The organism is Gordonia rubripertincta (genome assembly GCF_038024875.1).
In the GTDB taxonomy this organism is placed as follows: domain Bacteria; phylum Actinomycetota; class Actinomycetes; order Mycobacteriales; family Mycobacteriaceae; genus Gordonia; species Gordonia rubripertincta.
Window position 1 is genome coordinate 141,129 of the sequence record NZ_CP136136.1, and the last position, 13,287, is coordinate 154,415.

Annotated in this window: 16 protein-coding genes and 1 pseudogene; 4 read left to right on the forward strand and 13 right to left on the reverse strand. The window is 66.6% G+C overall.

Annotated elements, in window-relative coordinates; translation table 11 throughout:
* Positions 1-2 precede the first annotated feature (2 nt).
* The 3 genes from rplF to RVF83_RS00690 form a co-directional block, all read right to left on the reverse strand.
* On the reverse strand, positions 3-539 hold the full coding sequence (gene rplF / locus RVF83_RS00680) for a 50S ribosomal protein L6 (RefSeq protein ID WP_005197626.1): 537 nt from the start codon (positions 537-539) through the stop codon (positions 3-5).
* Positions 540-552: 13 nt separating this feature from the next.
* Positions 553-951 (reverse strand): 30S ribosomal protein S8, encoded by a 399-nt coding sequence (gene rpsH, locus RVF83_RS00685; protein ID WP_005197628.1) that lies wholly within the window; start codon positions 949-951, stop codon positions 553-555.
* 251 nt (positions 952-1,202) lie between these two features.
* Positions 1,203-1,898, reverse strand: a complete 696-nt coding sequence (locus RVF83_RS00690; RefSeq protein ID WP_005197629.1) for an EthD domain-containing protein — start codon at positions 1,896-1,898, stop codon at positions 1,203-1,205.
* A gap of 131 nt (positions 1,899-2,029) precedes the next feature.
* Between RVF83_RS00690 and RVF83_RS00695 the strand changes: the two genes are divergently transcribed.
* Positions 2,030-2,629 (forward strand): DUF4262 domain-containing protein, encoded by a 600-nt coding sequence (locus RVF83_RS00695; protein ID WP_005197630.1) that lies wholly within the window; start codon positions 2,030-2,032, stop codon positions 2,627-2,629.
* A gap of 52 nt (positions 2,630-2,681) precedes the next feature.
* Here RVF83_RS00695 and RVF83_RS00700 read toward each other — a convergent pair whose 3' ends face one another.
* Positions 2,682-2,822 (reverse strand): hypothetical protein, encoded by a 141-nt coding sequence (locus RVF83_RS00700; RefSeq protein ID WP_157226834.1) that lies wholly within the window; start codon positions 2,820-2,822, stop codon positions 2,682-2,684.
* 266 nt (positions 2,823-3,088) lie between these two features.
* On the opposite strand from RVF83_RS00700, the gene RVF83_RS00705 reads away from it, so the two are divergent.
* A complete protein-coding gene (locus tag RVF83_RS00705; RefSeq protein WP_005197632.1) occupies positions 3,089-4,498 on the forward strand; it encodes an AIM24 family protein in 1,410 nt (469 codons plus the stop codon).
* Positions 4,499-4,528: 30 nt separating this feature from the next.
* Here RVF83_RS00705 and RVF83_RS00710 read toward each other — a convergent pair whose 3' ends face one another.
* Both RVF83_RS00710 and RVF83_RS00715 read right to left on the reverse strand, forming a co-directional pair.
* Positions 4,529-4,999, reverse strand: a complete 471-nt coding sequence (locus RVF83_RS00710; protein ID WP_005197634.1) for a hypothetical protein — start codon at positions 4,997-4,999, stop codon at positions 4,529-4,531.
* Positions 4,996-5,853: a ParA family protein gene (locus tag RVF83_RS00715; protein ID WP_005197635.1), complete on the reverse strand. Its 858-nt coding sequence runs from the start codon at positions 5,851-5,853 to the stop codon at positions 4,996-4,998. Before RVF83_RS00715 ends, RVF83_RS00710 begins: the two co-directional genes overlap by 4 nt.
* Positions 5,854-6,058: 205 nt before the next feature.
* Between RVF83_RS00715 and RVF83_RS00720 the strand changes: the two genes are divergently transcribed.
* Positions 6,059-6,514: an SRPBCC family protein gene (locus tag RVF83_RS00720; protein ID WP_005197638.1), complete on the forward strand. Its 456-nt coding sequence runs from the start codon at positions 6,059-6,061 to the stop codon at positions 6,512-6,514.
* Between the two features lie 446 nt (positions 6,515-6,960).
* Here RVF83_RS00720 and RVF83_RS00725 read toward each other — a convergent pair whose 3' ends face one another.
* Both RVF83_RS00725 and RVF83_RS00730 read right to left on the reverse strand, forming a co-directional pair.
* Positions 6,961-7,557, reverse strand: coding sequence for a hypothetical protein (locus tag RVF83_RS00725; RefSeq protein WP_341261978.1), 597 nt, complete (start codon positions 7,555-7,557; stop codon positions 6,961-6,963).
* Between the two features lie 726 nt (positions 7,558-8,283).
* Complete coding sequence (locus tag RVF83_RS00730) at positions 8,284-8,511, reverse strand: hypothetical protein (protein ID WP_341261979.1); 228 nt, start codon at positions 8,509-8,511, stop codon at positions 8,284-8,286.
* A 32-nt stretch (positions 8,512-8,543) separates the two neighbouring features.
* Between RVF83_RS00730 and RVF83_RS00735 the strand changes: the two genes are divergently transcribed.
* On the forward strand, positions 8,544-10,286 hold the full coding sequence (locus RVF83_RS00735) for a hypothetical protein (protein WP_341261980.1): 1,743 nt from the start codon (positions 8,544-8,546) through the stop codon (positions 10,284-10,286).
* Positions 10,287-10,530: 244 nt separating this feature from the next.
* Here the strand turns inward: RVF83_RS00735 and RVF83_RS00740 are convergent.
* The 5 genes and pseudogenes from RVF83_RS00740 to rplN all read right to left on the reverse strand — a co-directional run.
* Positions 10,531-11,352: pseudogene (locus RVF83_RS00740) on the reverse strand (IS30 family transposase); the annotation flags it as partial.
* 242 nt (positions 11,353-11,594) lie between these two features.
* Positions 11,595-11,780: a type Z 30S ribosomal protein S14 gene (locus tag RVF83_RS00745; RefSeq protein WP_005197641.1), complete on the reverse strand. Its 186-nt coding sequence runs from the start codon at positions 11,778-11,780 to the stop codon at positions 11,595-11,597.
* Between the two features lies 1 nt (position 11,781).
* Positions 11,782-12,360, reverse strand: a complete 579-nt coding sequence (gene rplE / locus RVF83_RS00750) for a 50S ribosomal protein L5 (protein ID WP_005197642.1) — start codon at positions 12,358-12,360, stop codon at positions 11,782-11,784.
* Between the two features lies 1 nt (position 12,361).
* Complete coding sequence (gene rplX / locus RVF83_RS00755; protein WP_005197643.1) at positions 12,362-12,679, reverse strand: 50S ribosomal protein L24; 318 nt, start codon at positions 12,677-12,679, stop codon at positions 12,362-12,364.
* Positions 12,680-12,681: 2 nt separating this feature from the next.
* Positions 12,682-13,050: a 50S ribosomal protein L14 gene (gene rplN, locus RVF83_RS00760; protein WP_005197644.1), complete on the reverse strand. Its 369-nt coding sequence runs from the start codon at positions 13,048-13,050 to the stop codon at positions 12,682-12,684.
* Positions 13,051-13,287: the final 237 nt, after the last annotated feature.

A 13,287-nucleotide genomic window follows, 5' to 3' on the forward strand; every position in this document is an offset into this window, starting at 1 on the left:
GCTTACTTACCCGTCTTTCCGACCTTGCGACGGATCTGCTCACCCTCGTAGCGAATGCCCTTGCCCTTGTACGGGTCCGGACGACGGAGGCGGCGGATGTTCGCCGAGATCTGGCCGACTTTCTGCTTGTCGATACCCGAGACCGAGAACTTGGTCGGGGACTCCACGGCGAAGGTGATTCCTTCGGGGGCCTCGATCGGCACGGGATGGCTGTAACCGAGGGCGAACTCGAGGTCGTTGCCCTTCGCCTGGACGCGGTAGCCGACACCGAAGATCTCCATCTTCGTGGTGTAGCCCTGCGTGACGCCGATGACCAGGTTGTTGATCAGCGAACGGCTCAGGCCGTGCAGCGCGCGGCTGCGACGCTCGTCGTTGGGGCGGGTGACAACGATGGTGTTGTCTTCCTTGGCGACCGTGATGGGCTCGGAGACGGTGAGCGAGAGCTCACCCTTCGGGCCCTTCACGGAGACGCGCTGGCCGTCGACGGTGACGTCGACGCCCGCGGGGATCTCGATGGGGTTCTTTCCGATACGCGACATGTCGTTCCCTCCCCTACCAGACGTAGGCGAGGACTTCGCCGCCCACGCCCTGGTTGGCTGCCTGGCGGTCGGTGAGCAGACCCGACGACGTGGAGATGATGGCCACGCCGAGGCCGCCCAGCACCTTGGGCAGGTTGGTGGACTTTGCATAAACCCGGAGACCCGGCTTCGAGACGCGGCGCAGACCAGCGATGGAGCGCTCACGGCTGGGGCCGTACTTCAGGGAGACGATCAGGCTCTTGCCGACCTCCGCATCCTCGATGCGGTAGTCGGTGATGTAGCCCTCACGCTTGAGGATCTCGGCGATGTTCACCTTGATCTTCGACGACGGGAGTTTCACCTCGTCGTGGTACGCCGAATTGGCGTTGCGCAGACGCGTCAAGAAGTCTGCGATCGGGTCAGTCATGGTCATGGTTGACCGTCAACCTTTCTCGTGGCGGTTCCCATACAGCGCCGATGAGAGGAAATACCTCTGACCTGCGGTGGGCCTTCCACGAAGTGGATAGTTTTCTGAAGGTTCTCGCCGCCGGTGCCCTTGGCTTTTCGCCGGCACCGGAGACTATTCAGTTGAGTCCCGGGCACCTGAGGTGCACAGGCAACCGGTCTAGTGTAGGGAATCTGCTGGCCAGACCCAAATCGCGTCCGGCGACCCCTCGTGCGACGCTACCGGGCGGGCACCTCGAGCACGAGGTCGTGGCGCGACGTCGGCACCACGTCGAGGTGTCGGTCGGCGCCGAATCTGCCGACACTGGTGAGCATCCGGGTCATGCGGTGTTCGAGCTCCGCCTGGTCTCCTCCGCTCCCGTAGAATGCGTGGAAGTCGCTGACCGCGGCCATCGGGAACAGTTCTTCGACGATGCCGTCCACCTGCGGCGTCTCCGGCGTGAGCGTCTCCTCGACGACGTTCTGGTAGTAGCCGAACGTCGCCTGGGTCTCGATGGCGACGGTCGTGTGCTCGTCGAGCCAGATCCGACGCCACTCCTGCGGGTCGAGTTCTGCCGGACGGCGCAGGAAGGCCACATTCGAGAGGGCGTCGACACGGGAGCCGTCGGCGGGCAGGTCCGGGTCGAGCGGTGCGCGTTCGGTCACCCGCCAGGCACCCACGACGCCGGCGGTGTCGCCTAGAGCCGCCAGCACGGTGTCCAGGTCGGCCCCCCAGAGGCTGACGACGGCCGTGATCGGCGGGTCGAGTTCGGAGATCCTCATCGCGCCGTCGACCGCGTCGTCGGAGATGTTCACCTGCACGCGACGTGCACCCGACCGTTCGCAGGCCAGGCGGAAACCCGCCCCGAGCAGTTCGATACCCAACTGTTCGACACCGGGCCCGAGTCCACGCAGCGCCACCATCACCTTCGTCATGCGGGCACGCTAACGGACGGCGACGCTTCGACAGGCCCGGTTCGGCATCCCCGACCACGCGAGATCTCCGCACGGAACTTGTCGGACCCCCGTGGTGTCATGGCGTCACCCTTCGAACAAAGGAGCGATCCATGTCAGACCACGCTGCCGCGATCCGAGGTCTGCCCCGGTGGCATCCCAACCCCGTCATCCGCTCGACCATCGACACCATCCGCCGGTGCGGTTGGCAGGTGACCTCCGTCGGCGAAGGATCCCCCGAGGCCAACAGCCGCGAGGCCGACTGCGGGTTCTCCTACACCGCCGGGCTCTCGTTGCATTCGATCCCCGAGCTCGCCGTCTACGGCGTCGACCCGCTCACCGCCCATCACGTCCTGAACGAACTCGGCGACCTGCTGCACCGCGAGGACTGGCGCGACCTGGTCGCGACTCAGACCGACATCCGTCTGCAGACGGTCGCGGTCTCGGTGCGGCTGATCGAACAGGTCGACAAGGACGAACTCATCCTCGCCAACCTGCTGTTCCCCGATTCCCCGACGCTGCAGGTGGTCTGGCCGGACGAATACGGCCGGTTCCCCTGGGAGGAGGGATACGTCCTGCTGCCGATGCATCAGCCGGTGAAGGGCATCCCGGATCTCTCGGTCCACGCACGACAAGCCGCACACGTCGTCACGGTCGAGTCCGGTCCCGACCGCACCCGCCCCCGTCGGGGTCGCCGGATCTCGGGACACTGACTCGTGCCGGATATCCGTTGCCCGCCTTGATGAATGGGACAGACGTCTGATCTCAGAGGGTCGGCCGTCGGGTGTCGTACGCCTCCCGGTACTTCACCCGCCGGCGGCCGTCACCGGCGACGGCGAGAACTGTGCAGACGATGATCGCGAGCAGGACGAGACCGCACACGGTTGCCAGTGGTACTGCGGCCATGACGACCCCCTCACCTCGCTCCGCAGACGCGAACCACGTTGCGGCACCGTTGAAATCGTCCCGGTCGGTCCGTGACGAACATGTTGCCGAACATGGTTGCGCGGAACCGCCGGGGGCGCCACTGTTTTTTCATGGCCGGAGAGTGCCCATGCGCTGAGAAACGCCTCCGAGAAGCACCCTGCATATGGCCGTCGAAGAGGCGGTCTCAGCCGGTGACGCGCCGGTCGGTCGACAGAGCGATCTCCTCGTGCACCCGCCTTGGCACAATGGACAACGTGCTCACGCTGTCCGCCGGAGAGAACCGCCCGTTGCCGTCGTCGGCCGTGACGGTGTCGGTACGTTCCGCATCGCCGGTCAACACCTCGGCGATCCTGCTCACCGACGCCGGTCGCGTCCGCTCCGACGCCGACTTGATCTTCTACAACCAGCCCACCGGCCCGGGGGTCGGTTATCGCTCGTCGGGAGCGGTCGACATCGTCACGGTCGACACCGCCGAGCTCCCCCGTGACATCACGACGGTGGTCGTCGCCGCGAGCCTGGACGGCACCGGCCCGTCCACCTTTGCGACCGCCGGCGCACTGACCGCGACCCTGAGCGGCGGCGGCGAGGAACTCGGCTTCACGCCGACGGGTCTCACCAGCGAGGCCGCCGTGGTCTGCCTCGAGATCTACCGCCGCAACGACACCTGGAAAGTTCGTGCCGTCGGCCAGGGTTACGACGCAGGGCTCGCCGGTCTGGTGTCCGCGTTCGGCATCGACGTCGAGGACGATCCGGCACCGCCGCCGCCTCCCGGTCAGCCACCGCGGGTAACCGATCCGCAGCCGTGGCCGCCGACGAATCAGCCGGTCCCACAACCACAATCGCCGCCTCCGGCCGCACCGCCGCCGGCCACCCCGCCCCACCCTCCGGTCACGACCCAACCCTTGGGAGTCCCCATGCACAGCGATCTGTTCGCCCCGTCCCATGCCGAGGTCAGCGGCCAGGGAATCCAGAAGCAGGGCAGCAAGATGTGCCGCGTCGGACTCTCGGGTGAGGTCATGGCCCGCACCGGTTCGATGGTCGCCTACCAGGGTGATCTCCACTTCGAAGCACTCGGGTCCGGCGGTCTGGGCCGGATGATGCGTCAGGCGATGACCGGCGAGGGTGTCCCCCTGATGAAGGTCACCGGTCGCGGCGACCTGTTCCTCGCCAACGCCGCGTCCGACGTTCATCTGATCGACCTCGACGGCACCGACGGCCTGACCATCAACGGCGCCAATGTCCTCGCCTTCGACTCGACCCTTCGCTACGACATCCAACGCGTCCAGGGCGCGGGCGCGATGAGCAACGCGGGCCTGTACAACTGCGTGTTCACCGGCCGCGGACGTATCGCCATCACCACCGACGGCACACCGGTGGTCCTCAACGTCGACGCCGCGACCTACGCCGACCCGCAGGCCGCGGTCGCCTGGTCGTCGAGCCTGCGCACCTCGGTGAAGTCCAACGATTCGTTCAACCTCGGCACCCTGATGGGCCGCAGCACCGGCGAACGCTTCACCCTCGCCTTCTCCGGTCAGGGCTTCGTCGTCGTGCAGCCGTCGGAGCTGCCACCGGGCGGGTTCATCGGAGGCACCGGCGGTGGTGGGGCCGCCGGCTCGGGCGCCGGCGGGGTACTGGGCGGCATCCTGGGCCGCTGAGCCCGGCGATCGCTTACCGGCGTACGCCGGCTACCGGAAGACGCTCCCCTTGTTCTCGGACGCCTCGACGCGCTCGACAATCCACGCGGCGAGCACCTCGGGCTTCCGCTTCCGGCTCGTCTCCTTGCGGGTGTCGAGTTCCTGTTCGGCGATGATGTCCCGGAGCTGGTCGAGCGTCAGCTCGCCGAGTCGCGCTGACAGTTCCTGCCTACCGCCTTGGCGGTAGACGACGAACGGATCGAACGCGCCCGGTTGCCGTGTCACCCGCTTCCGCGGCGCCGTCACGGGAGCGCCATCGAGAGCAACGTCGGCCGGACGCAGCGCGTCGACGACCCCGGTGAGCGCGGAAGCGAATCGGGAGGACCGCTCGGCCTCGCCGATGATCACGGTGACCAGTCCCGCGATCAGCTGTGCGGCCTGCGGGTCCTTCGCGTCCAATTGCGCGAGCGCACCGCCGACAGCCTGGTACTCCATACGCCGGCGGGTCTCGTCGGAATTCATCGGATCTTCTCCTGCGCCTCGGTCATCACGTCCATGGTCAGGCCACGGAACTGGTCGAACTGACCTTGATTGCCGTACTTGACCCGAAGGGTCCCATACGACGTGAACTCCGCTGCTGCGGCAACGGAATTGGCCTCGTTGATGTAACTGGGCAGCACGTGTTGGATGGTGGGGTCGCGGCGTAGGCGCATCGCCGTCGAGCGGTGGACGGCCGAGTTCGCCTTGTACTTCGTGATCACCACCCCGAGCTCGACGATGGTCCGGCCGATCTCGTGGCCGATCTTCCGCACCCGGGTCTGGATCTGCGGAATTCCATACGTGGACAGCACATCCGGGATGGTGGGGATGATGTAGGCGTCCGCGGCGGCCAGACCGTTCAGGGTGATGGGCCCGATGTTGGGCGGACAGTCGATCAGCACGTAGTCATAGAAGTCGAGGACCGGTTCGATCGCCTCGCGGAGAAAGCCGGTGCCACCGTCTGGCACCCGCCCCTCGACGCGCAGCGCACTCAGATCCTCCTGGACCTCGATGAGATCCAGCGACGATGCGAGGAGGTCCACCGAGTTCACCTTCTTCACCGGAGAGACGCCCCGCTCGATGGCCTCGTCGAGCCGGAAGTACCGGGTGCCCCTGACCGCGTCGGAGAACAGTGTGGCGAGCGTTCGGCCGTTGGTGTTCAGTTCGAGCCAGCGCTCCTCGCTGATCATCATTGTGGTCAGATTGATCTGCGAGTCGAGGTCGATGAGCAGCACCCGCTGACCGAACTCCGCCGACATATATTCGGCCAGCCCCGCGGTCACCGTGGTCTTGCCGACCCCGCCCTTCAAGCTGATCGTCGCGATCACTTTGGCCATCGAAAATCTCCGCCTTCCCTGCGGTCATGCGTCGGCAGTAGGCAGGGAAACGGGTCGTCCCATCGCACTGATCAGCCGCCCCGGCGTGAGAGCCTAACACCCCCTCCCGTGGCGAAATGCGCACCATATCCGCTCTTTCGCGTCGGAATCCCGGGGCGTGGGTAACGTCGATGCCGCACACCGCCACCACCGCAGGAGTTCGACGATGCCCGAAGCCTCCACCTCCGTCGTGATCAACCAGCCGCCCGAAACGGTCTGGGAGTACTGCCTGGTCCCGGAGCACGTCGCGGCGCTCACGCCGGGTGTCGTCGGCATCGCGCCGGTGTCGGAGGGACCCACTCGCGTCGGCACCACGTGGAAGGGTCAGATGAAGGCTCTGGGACGCACGGTCGACTGGGTCGGCGAGTTCACCCGCGTCGACCCCGTGAAGGGGACCGAGTTCACCTCCATAGAGTCCCCGTTCGGGTTCACCATCTCCGCCACCTTCGACGACGCCCGCGACGGGGTACGACTCACCTACCGCGTCCACAACGACGGCGTCGGGGGCGGGGCGATCGGCAAGGTCGCCGACGCCTTGGCCATCCGCGCCTTCCAGCGGTCGCTCACGGCCGGCGCCCGAAAGCTGCCGCGCCTAATCGACGAATGGGCGGCACGACGCTGAACGCGTTGCACGCCCGCCACAAGGGCCCGAAACGACTGTCGTCCGGTCGGACGGTTTTCACCTCGCACGGGTGAGCGAGGTCAAACCGGGCAACGGATCATCGGGCCGCCGGGGATCCGAACCGGGGTCCGGATCCGCTTCGAAAGTGCTGCACAACAGCGCAACCCGGATGTCACCCGTTCAGGGGCCCTCGGCGGTCCGTGCGGACGTCGATCACCCGTTGGAATCCGGCCGGATGAACCCCTCGACGAAGTGTTAGTGATCGCGACCACCAGCGGCTACCGTCAGAGACATCGACTGTGTTCGCGGCGGTGACATCCTGACCCGTCGTCGTACACGGCGAACGTGCTGCTTCGTATCGAAGGTCTTCCGAAGATGACCATGACCACTGCGCGACCCCGCCGAGTCCGGGCGCTCGCGGTTGCAGCTGCTGTGGGACTGGCTCTCTACTGGGGAGGCCAAGCCCCCGCGACAGCCGAACCGAGCCCCTTCGGCGTCGGATCACACAGCGTCGACGCCCCGGGTTCCGGCGGCGACTCGGGCGGTGGTGACTCCAGTGGGGGCGACTCCGGCGGCAGCGGCAGCGGCTCGGGCGGTGGGGACTCCGGCGGCAGCGATTCCAGCGGAAGCGGTAGCGGCTCCGGCGGCAGCGGTGGCGGGTCGGGCGGCAGCGACTCGGGGTCGGGCAGCACCAGGTCCGGCGATGGTGATTCCGGGGATGGCGACTCCGCCGAGAGTGGGCCCGCATCCGGAAGCGATACCGGGACGACACCGGATTCCGACCCCGGAGACACCACGATCGAACCCTCGGGTCCCGTCGCAGAGAACGACACCCTCCCGCAGTTCACCGATCCGCCTGCCCAGAGCGAGGGATCGTCCGCGGGCGAGCCGGCCGTGCCGCCTGCCGCCGAGGAGACCGAGCCCGACCCGGAATCCTCTTCTGACTCCACCCCGAACCACGCCTCCCTCGATGTCGACGTCCACGAGAAGCCGGGCCCGGCCGAACCCGACGCGCCCGACCGCGCCGGTGACGGTGCCGACACCACGTCACCACCCGCCGCCGACGGCCGACGGCCCGGGGACACCGCCCTCGCTGCTCGAGCCGATGACGTCACCCGATCAAAGTTCGACCGTGACGTGTCGCCGTCCGGCGGTCCGCCGCCCTGGGCGCCCCTTCTCGAGACCTCCACCCCGCCAGTCGCCGTGGCCCCGCAGCCGGCCAGAACCGGCGCCATCGGGATCCTCACATTCCTGGGGATCAACATCCTCGGCGGCGGGAGCACCGGCGCGGCCAGCCCGGCGCCGTGGACACTCCTGTGGTGGATCCGGCGTTTCGGCACCCAGGGCCCGGTCGCCTCCGCCGAAACCCCCGCCACCCCTTACACATTCGGCCTGGCGACCGACCCGGACCAGTTCCTCACGGCAGCCGACGGTCCGGACAGCCCGGGTCCCGTCCCACAATTCGCTCTCGTCGGCGGTCTCGTCTTCGGATCCGCGCTCCTCAGCCGCAAGCGCATGTCGGCGGCGGTGACGGTCATTGCGAGCGGTCCGACACCGACCATCCCGGTACCGGACAGTGGACTCACCGAGCCGATTCCCGCACCCGGCCCGGCCCCGGCCGGGGTCCTGCACGGTTCGCTGAGATTCACCGATGCGGACGGGAACCCCATCCCGACGACGCTGCACGGCGTCACTCCCATCGGTGACCAGACCTTCCGCACCGCGAGCGGCGGCGTGCTCACCTACGACGCACCCGCGGGCACCTACACCTACAAGCCCGCCCTGCAGGCGCGCATCACCGCGACCGCACCGGGCGCACCGGAATCGGCACGGTTCGACTCGGTGACGATCACCGCCGACGACGGTCGCGGCGGTACGACGCCGATCACGGTTGCACTGCCCATCACGAGCCCGTACTCGCTCGGACAGGTGACCGTGCCGGGCTCCCAGATCGACGAGGTCGTCGTCGGCCACGAGGACGTGGTCTTCGTGACCACCCCAACGCGAGGACGGGTGCACCCAGGTCTCCGTGGTCCGCCCGAAGACCATGACGGTGGCATCGGTACCCATCGCCGGTTCTCCCACCGAGCCCGACCGCGGCGTCGTCCTCGGCCCCGACGGTCGGGCCCACCAGCTCACCGAGCTCACCGAGATCGCCGGCGACACCATCCGGACATCGGTACGGATCACCCGGATCGATCCGACCGGCGCCGCGTCGACCACGGGACCGATTCTCGGACTACCCGCGGATCACCTTCGATTCGACGATGCGGGCATCGGCCACCTGCTGACCACCTGGCCGGACGACGACGGCCGGACGTACACGTACCTGACCGTCCTGGACCACGACGGCACCGCCTCGACGTTCCCCCGTGTCCCTGGCGCGCACAGTCGCCTCATCCTGACCTCGTCGGGAAAGGTGTTGGTCGCGACGTCGGATGCCGAGGGAACCCGTCTTCTCGAGGCCGGGCCAGGTGGACTCGCACCCGCCGGGCAGGTGCTCGACGGCGAGGGCGGCGACCTCTGGGCACGGCGCGAGGATTCGCTGTACTTCGCCCGGCACCACGGCGATCCCACCGGCACACCGGTCGCCACGCTCGCGATCCGTCACCCCGACGGTTCGCTGGACACCGTCGACGGGATACCCGGCCGGGTGGCCTCTGTGGTGCCCACCGAGACCGCCGTCTACGTGGTCTCACGGTCACCCGGTTCGGTCGTCGTCACCGTGGTGCGCCCCGATGGGCGCAGATCGTCGGTAACTCTGTCCGGCGTCAGCGACTGCGCAGCCGTCGCCGGTCCCCACGACCACCTTTACCTCCCGCTGGCGAACCCTCTCACCGGGGAGAGCACCGTCGTCGGGATCTCGCCGGACGCCGTGTCGCGGGTCATGGCCGCGGGCATCGGGTCGGCCGGGGTCCGGGCCGACGAGAGCGGCACCGTCTTCCTCACGACGACGACCCTCACGCCGGACGGCGAGGACGCCACCACCGTGACCGTCATCTGCGGTGACGGCACGACAAGCGACACACGCGTCGACGGATCTCCCATCTCGGTTCACTTCGACCGGCACGGCGCCGCCCATCTCCCGATGCTCACCACCGACCCGGCGAGTGGGGACCCAGTCGTCTCCCTCGCCGTCTTGCGGCCCGACTCCGCGCCCGTGGTGTCCGCGACCGTCGTCGGAGAACCGGCCGGCCCCCCGGCAATCACGGACGACGGCCGGACCTACCTGCCATTGACCCGATTCTGTCCCGAAACACGTTGGCCTACAACAATTCTGACCGTCTTCCACACCGACGGTTCTGCTGTGGAGGCCGGCGGGTTCCACGGCCATTCGACGCACGGCCCCGCCATCACGCTCGACGGCGACGTCGTCCTCCTCACCCACGACGCCGGTACCACCACGATCCGCCCGCTCAAGATGACCACGGGCGGCGGACGGCACGCCCGGAGTTCCACACCCGCCATGGTTTTCGACGTCACTCCGACCATTTCGGACATCAATCCGGAAACCGGCGTCATCTCGGGATCGGTGACCGACCTGGATGACACCGCCTCCACCCTGAGTTATCTGACCACAGACACCCAGGTGACACTCGATTCAGCAAGCGGCGCTTTCATTTTCACGCCGACGATGGCACAACGACAGACGCGCTCGGGGCCCACCGCCCACGACTTCACCGTCCTGGTGTCCGACGCATCGGGTTCGTCCACGGTGATCTCGGTCAGCGTCCCGATCGTGCCAGCGAAGATCCTCGAGGCGCTCGAATAAGCTGCGCTGCAACAGCTTCGCCGACCGTGGCCGGATGCTCCAGCAACCTGGCCAACGGCACTGATCCCGGCGAGTGCCTCTGTTAGACAAAACAATTGACCGTTTTATCCGGCGGCAATGCAACAACCACCGGCGTCTTCTCATCGATGCACGGAAGTCGGTCCAGCCACCCGCCAGACACCGATGCAAAACGGCCCCACCTCCGCGAAGGGCGGATTCAAGGGGTCCTCGCAACACCTGATGGTTAGACGGCTATCAGTAGATCACGCAGACGCTCGGCTGGAGCTTTCCAGTCGAGCGTCTTGCGTGGGCGTCGGTTAAGTTTCTGGGCGACGAGTTCGAGGTCCTGGGGTCCGTAGACGCTCAAATCGGTTCCCTTCGGAAAGTACTGGCGCAGCAGGCCATTGATGTTCTCATTTGATCCGCGTTGCCAGGGTGAGTGCGGGTTGCAGAAGTAGACCGGTACTCCGGTGGCTACGGTGAACTGGTTGTGGGCTGCCATCTCGCAGCCCTGGTCCCATGTCAGCGAACCACGCAGGTGTTGGGGTAGTGATCCGATCAGCGGTACCAGCACGTCACGGACTTCCTCAGCGGTGTGCCCGCCCGGGAGGTGTCCGAGCATGACGTAGCGGGTGGAACGTTCAACCAGGGTCACGATCGCGGACTCGCTGCGAGTGCCGACGATCAGATCGCCTTCCCAATGTCCTGGCACGGCCCGGTCCTCGACCTCGGCTGGACGGTCGGAGATCATCACCATGCCGTCAATGAACCGCTTGGTGCGCTGTTCGGTATTGCGATGGGGTTTGCGTCGGGTCCGCCCGGTCCGCAACGCCATCGCGACCTCGCGGCGCAGCCCTCCTCGGGCCTGGACGTAGATCGCCTGGTAGATGGTTTCGGTGCTCACTCGCATGCCCTGATCGTCGGGGAACTCGGTCATGAGAGCGTGGCACATCTGCTCTGGGGACCACTGGTCCTGCAACTTGCCGGCGACGTAGTCGCGCAGCGGGCCGGGCTGGGCGAGCTTGGACTCTTTAGGACGTGACCGCGAACGAGTCCATGCACGGTGCGGCGACCACGCATCCCTGCCTTGCGTACCCACCCGTAGGCAGTGTCCCGGCTCATCCCGACGATGCGAGCAGCCTCGCACACGTTCCCGTCCACACGGTCCAACGCCGCAAAGAACATGTCCTTCAACTCCGCAGAATGCACGATCCCCGCAACTCCCTGAAATCCAGGGTGTTGCGGGGATCGCTAGCATCCGCCGAAGAGGTGGGGCCGTTTCGTCAAAGCGTCAGCCTCGGGTGAAGGTCACCAGCTGGACTTCTGCACGCCCGGGAGCTCGCCCGCGTGCGCCATCTCGCGCAGGCAGATTCGGCACAGGCCGAACTTGCGGAACACCGAGTGCGGACGACCGCACTTGTTGCATCGGGTGTAGCCCCGCACGGCGAACTTGGGCTTCTTGTTGGCCTTGTTGACCAGAGCCTTCTTTGCCATGTCAGTTGTCCTTAACGTTGTTGTCCTTGAACGGGAAGCCCAGGGCACGCAGCAGCGCGCGGCCTTCCTCGTCCGTGCGGGCAGACGTCACGACGGTGATGTCCATACCCCGCGGGCGGTCGATGTTGTCGATGTTGATCTCGTGGAACATCGACTGCTCGTTCAGACCGAACGTGTAGTTGCCGTTGCCGTCGAACTGCTGGTCCGACAGACCGCGGAAGTCGCGGATACGCGGGAGTGCGATGGACACGAGACGGTCCAGGAACTCCCACATGCGGTCGCCGCGCAGGGTCGCGCGGGCACCGATCGGCATGCCCTCACGCAGCTTGAACTGCGCGATGGACTTGCGAGCGCGACGGATCTCCGGACGCTGACCGGTGATCTTGGCCAGATCCTCGACAGCGCCGTTGATCAGCTTCGCGTCACGGGCGGCGTCGCCGACGCCCATGTTCACGACGACCTTCACGACGCCGGGGATCAGCATCACGTTGGAGTACTCGAACTGCTCGTTCAGCTGGCTCTTGATCTCCTCGCGGTAGCGAGTCTTCAGGCGCGGCTGGATCTTCTCAGTGGTGGTCATCTCAGATGTCCTTCCCGCTCTTGCGCGAGATCCGGACCTTCTTGCCGGTCTCTTCGTCGACGCGGTAGCCGACGCGAGTCGGGTTGCCGTCGGAATCGACGACCATCACGTTCGAGACGTGGATCGAGGCTTCCTGGGTCACGATGCCGCCGGAGGAGGCACCGCGCTCGTTGGCCGACGCGGCGGTGTGCTTCTTGATTCGGTTGACGCCCTCGACGAGGACACGCTGGGTCTTCGGGAAGGCCTGGATGACCTTGCCCTTCGCACCCTTGTCCTTGCCCGAGATGACGATCACGGTGTCACCCTTGTGAACCTTCATGCTCAGATCACCTCCGGTGCCAGCGACACGATCTTCATGAACTTCTTCTCACGCAGCTCGCGGCCGACCGGGCCGAAGATGCGGGTACCGCGGGGGTCGCTCTCACCCTTGAGGATGACGGCGGCGTTCTCGTCGAAGCGGATGTAGCTGCCATCCGGACGACGGCGCTCCTTGGTGGTGCGCACGATGACGGCCTTGACGACCTCACCCTTCTTGACGTTGCCGCCGGGGATGGCGTCCTTGACAGTGGCAACGATCACGTCACCAATGCCGGCGTAGCGCCGCGAGGAACCGCCGAGCACGCGGATGCACAAGATTTCCTTGGCACCTGTGTTGTCGGCGACCCGCAGGCGAGATTCCTGCTGAATCACTCGTTAGTCTCCTTGACCTGGCTTCTTATGTACGCCGGATTTCCGACCCGACGCACACGGTCCGTTGCCACCGAACACACGCCTGCCTGGGGTTTTGCACCAGGCTGTGACACCTGGACACTTCGCCCAGTGGGTTCGTGAGCCGATTCGCGACACAGCAGTGCCGCAGGCAACCCCACAAGTGTAGGGGAACGCGCAGGTGGGAGCCAAATCCGTCCTGCGGACAGCCTCGGGCGT

Excerpts from the sequence above, each read along its gene's own strand:
- RVF83_RS00690 (WP_005197629.1), bottom strand. The coding sequence starts at position 1,898 with ATGACGAAGGTGATGGTGGCGCTGCGTGGACTCGGGCCCGGTGTCGAA.
- rplX (WP_005197643.1), bottom strand. The coding sequence starts at position 12,679 with ATGAAGGTTCACAAGGGTGACACCGTGATCGTCATCTCGGGCAAGGAC.
- rpsH (WP_005197628.1), bottom strand. The coding sequence starts at position 951 with ATGACCATGACTGACCCGATCGCAGACTTCTTGACGCGTCTGCGCAAC.
- RVF83_RS00720 (WP_005197638.1), top strand. The coding sequence starts at position 6,059 with ATGCCCGAAGCCTCCACCTCCGTCGTGATCAACCAGCCGCCCGAAACG.
- RVF83_RS00695 (WP_005197630.1), top strand. The coding sequence starts at position 2,030 with ATGTCAGACCACGCTGCCGCGATCCGAGGTCTGCCCCGGTGGCATCCC.
- rplF (WP_005197626.1), bottom strand. The coding sequence starts at position 539 with ATGTCGCGTATCGGAAAGAACCCCATCGAGATCCCCGCGGGCGTCGAC.
- RVF83_RS00700 (WP_157226834.1), bottom strand. The coding sequence starts at position 2,822 with ATGGCCGCAGTACCACTGGCAACCGTGTGCGGTCTCGTCCTGCTCGCG.
- RVF83_RS00710 (WP_005197634.1), bottom strand. The coding sequence starts at position 4,999 with ATGAATTCCGACGAGACCCGCCGGCGTATGGAGTACCAGGCTGTCGGC.
- rplE (WP_005197642.1), bottom strand. The coding sequence starts at position 12,360 with ATGACCACCACTGAGAAGATCCAGCCGCGCCTGAAGACTCGCTACCGC.
- RVF83_RS00715 (WP_005197635.1), bottom strand. The coding sequence starts at position 5,853 with ATGGCCAAAGTGATCGCGACGATCAGCTTGAAGGGCGGGGTCGGCAAG.
- RVF83_RS00705 (WP_005197632.1), top strand. The coding sequence starts at position 3,089 with ATGGACAACGTGCTCACGCTGTCCGCCGGAGAGAACCGCCCGTTGCCG.
- RVF83_RS00745 (WP_005197641.1), bottom strand. The coding sequence starts at position 11,780 with ATGGCAAAGAAGGCTCTGGTCAACAAGGCCAACAAGAAGCCCAAGTTC.